A 3,213-nucleotide genomic window follows, 5' to 3' on the forward strand; every position below is an offset into this window, starting at 1 on the left:
TCGGCGCGGCCGCCGAACAGATCGCCTGGGGCAAGCAGGACGTGGTCTTCGCCGGGGGCTGCGAGGATATCGACTGGTCGATGTCGAACATGTTCGACGCCATGGGCGCCATGTCGTCGAACTTCAACGACACCCCGGCCAAGGCCAGCCGGGCCTATGACAAGGACCGCGACGGCTTCGTCATCGCCGGCGGCGCGGGCATCGTGGTTCTGGAAGAATACGAGCGGGCTGTGGCGCGCGGCGCCACCATCTACGCCGAGGTCACCGGCTACGGCGCCAATTCCGACGGCTACGACATGGTCGCCCCGTCCGGCGAGGGCGCCGAGCGCTGCATGCGCATTGCGCTGGAAATGGCCGGCAATCCGCGGATCGACTACCTGAACCCGCACGGCACCTCGACGCCGGTGGGCGACAGCAAGGAGATGGGCGCGGTGCGCAACGTCTTCGGCGACGACCTGCCGATGATCTCCTCGACCAAGTCGCTGACCGGTCACTCCCTCGGCGCGGCGGGGGCGCAGGAAGCCATCTACTGCCTGCTGATGATGAAGCACGGTTTCGCGGCAGAGAGCGCCCACATCGAAAACCTCGACCCCGAGTTCGAGGGCATGCCGATCCTGCGCCAGCGCCACGACGGCGAGCTGAAGCACGTCATGTCCAACTCGTTCGGGTTCGGCGGCACCAACGGCACGCTGATCCTGAGCAAGGTCTGAGGTCAGTTGACGTCGGGCTCGCGCAGGCCTGTCCACGGCTCCGAGGCCGCCGCCGCGATGCAGTCGGCGAGGGCGTCGCGATCCCGTTCCCAGTCGCGCACGCCGCGGAGCCGGGCGGAATCGGGCCACAGCCAGGTTTCCTGGGCCGCCGCGTCGGCGGGCGTGACGCCGCGGCCGAAGCAGGCCACGCGCATTTCCCCCGACCGGCGCCGGTCGTGGGCGACCGGGGAATCGTCGAAGACGACCACCACCGTCGGCGGCGCCTCGGCGGGCAGGGCCGCGCGCGTCAGATAGTAGCGGATGCAGTAGTCGAGGCGGCCGCCGACGCGCTCGTCCTGACAGGATCCGAACACATCCGGCGTCAGACCGGGCGCGACCAGGTCGAACCGGCCCCAACGGTCGTCCCCAAGCCCCTCCACCAGCGAGAGTCCGTGGCGGGTCTGGACCTGGCGGATCTGGTCGAGGGTCACGACCACCACGGCCGTCCGCGGCCGGGCGTCGAGGGTCTGCGACTGGCCGGGCCCCGCGATCAGGCACAGCGACAGGGCGGACAGAAACATCGCAATTCGCATCGAAGAGCTCCCAGGGGCGTTGCTGCGATGGAAACCCGACATTACGGGCGATGAAAAGCCTCCCGAACCTGACGCCGGAGCCGGCCCGATCCCCGACCCCTACATCCTGTTCCTGCTCGGCCTCGGCGCCGTCGTCCTGCTGGTGTCGTGGGCGCCTGTGGGGCTGAAGCGCGTGCCCCTGACGCTGGCGATCCTGTGCGTCGCCATCGGGGTGGCGGTGTTCTCGACCGGACTGCTGGCCTTCGATCCGGATCCGCGCACCTGGGACACGGCGACGGAGCGGCTGACCGAACTGGTGGTCATCATCGCCCTGATGGGGGCGGGCCTGAAGCTGGACCGGCCGGTGGGCTGGCGCCGCTGGTCGACGACGTGGCGGCTGCTGGCGGTGGCCATGCCCCTGACCATCGCGGCGACGGCCTGGCTGGGCTGGGCGGGGCTGGGCTTCAGCCTCGCCATGGCCCTGCTGTTCGGAGCCGCCATGGCGCCGACCGACCCCGTGCTCGCAGCCGATGTGCAGGTCGGGCCGCCCGGCTCGGGCGAGGAGGGCGAGGTGCGCTTCGGCCTGACCTCCGAGGCGGGTCTCAACGACGCCCTCGCCTTTCCCTTCGTCCACCTCGCCGTCCTCGCCGCCGCCGGCGGGCTGGCCGCGCAGGGCGGTCTCGTCGAGTGGTTCACCGTCAAGGTCGGCTGGAAACTGCTGGCGGGGCTGGGCGCGGGCTGGCTGATCGGCCGGGTCCTCGGCTACCTGCTGTTCCGGAGCCGGCGCGGCCTGTCGCGGTTCGGCGACGGCCTGATCGCCCTGGCCGCCACCCTGATCGCCTACACCCTGACGGAACTGATCCACGGCTACGGCTTCCTCGCCGTCTTCGTCTGCGCCGTGACCATCCGGGCCTCGGAACGGGACCACGACTTCCATCAGGAGATGCACGACTTCTCCGACCAGATCGAACGGCTGCTGATGATGCTGCTGCTGGTTCTGTTCGGCGGAGCCCTCGCCAATGGCCTGCTCTCCAGCCTGAGCTGGACGGACGCCCTGATCGGCCTCGCCGTGGTCTTCGTCGTGCGGCCGCTGGCGGGGCTGATCGCCATGGCCGGTTCGGGCCAGCCGTGGCGCGAGCGCCTGCTGCTGGCCTTCCTCGGCATCCGCGGCGTCGGCTCGGTCTATTACGTGGCTTGGGGCCTCAACCACGGCGACTTCGGCGACAGCGAGCGGCTGTGGGCGGTCCTCGGCTTCATCGTCCTGGTGTCGATCATCGTCCACGGGGTGACGGCCGCCCCGCTGCTGGCCCGGCTGGCCCGGCGGCGCGGGAGCTTCCCCGCCGCCGCCGCCCCTGCTAACGCTCCCGCCTCGAAAGACGGAGACTGACCATGGCGAGCGCCGAAGGCTGGAACATGCCCACCGGAACCCTGATGCAGGGCAAGAAGGGACTGATCATGGGGGTGGCCAACGCCAACTCCATCGCCTGGGGCATCGCCTCCCAGCTGGCGGCGCAGGGCGCGGAGCTGGCCTTCACCTATCTCGGCGAGGGGCTGGAGCGCCGCGTGCGCCCGCTGGCCGAAAGCGTCGGGGCGAAACTGCTGATCCAGGCCGACGTGACCGACGACGCCTCGATGGACGCCGCCTTCGCCGAGCTGGAGAAGGAGTTCGGCACCATCGACTTCGTGGTCCACTCGGTGGCCTTCGCCAACAAGGACGAGCTCAAGGGCAGCTTCGTCGACAACACCAGCCGCGACAGCTTCCTGCTGGCCATGAACATTTCGGCCTTCAGCTTCGTCGACGTCGCCAAACGCGCCGCGAAGCTGATGCCCAACGGCGGCTCGCTGGTGACCATGACCTATCTCGGCTCGGAGCGGGCCATCCCCAACTACAACACCATGGGCGTGGCCAAGGCGGCGCTGGAGGCGGCGACCCGCTACATCGCCCGCGACCT

Annotated in this window: 4 protein-coding genes; 3 read left to right on the forward strand and 1 reads right to left on the reverse strand. The window is 69.9% G+C overall.

The genetic code is table 11. The features are described 5' to 3' along the window. On the forward strand, nucleotides 1-710 hold a 710-nt coding region (locus VGD32_RS09975; RefSeq protein ID WP_331031740.1), incomplete at its 5' end, for a beta-ketoacyl synthase N-terminal-like domain-containing protein. A gap of 2 nt (nucleotides 711-712) precedes the next feature. Here the strand turns inward: VGD32_RS09975 and VGD32_RS09980 are convergent. Beyond that, complete coding sequence (locus tag VGD32_RS09980) at nucleotides 713-1,282, reverse strand: hypothetical protein (protein WP_331031741.1); 570 nt, start codon at nucleotides 1,280-1,282, stop codon at nucleotides 713-715. 19 nt (nucleotides 1,283-1,301) lie between these two features. On the opposite strand from VGD32_RS09980, the gene VGD32_RS09985 reads away from it, so the two are divergent. Beyond that, nucleotides 1,302-2,648, forward strand: a complete 1,347-nt coding sequence (locus VGD32_RS09985) for a cation:proton antiporter (protein WP_331031742.1) — start codon at nucleotides 1,302-1,304, stop codon at nucleotides 2,646-2,648. Nucleotides 2,649-2,674: 26 nt separating this feature from the next. Next, nucleotides 2,675-3,213: enoyl-ACP reductase FabI (locus VGD32_RS09990; RefSeq protein ID WP_331031743.1), on the forward strand; the 539-nt coding region annotated here is incomplete at its 3' end.

Origin of the sequence: Brevundimonas sp., from assembly GCF_036402095.1 — a bacterium.
GTDB lineage: Bacteria > Pseudomonadota > Alphaproteobacteria > Caulobacterales > Caulobacteraceae > Brevundimonas.

What these genes read in the sequence shown, in the direction of transcription:
- VGD32_RS09980 (WP_331031741.1), bottom strand. Translation starts at nt 1,282, where the DNA reads ATGCGAATTGCGATGTTTCTGTCCGCCCTGTCGCTGTGCCTGATCGCG.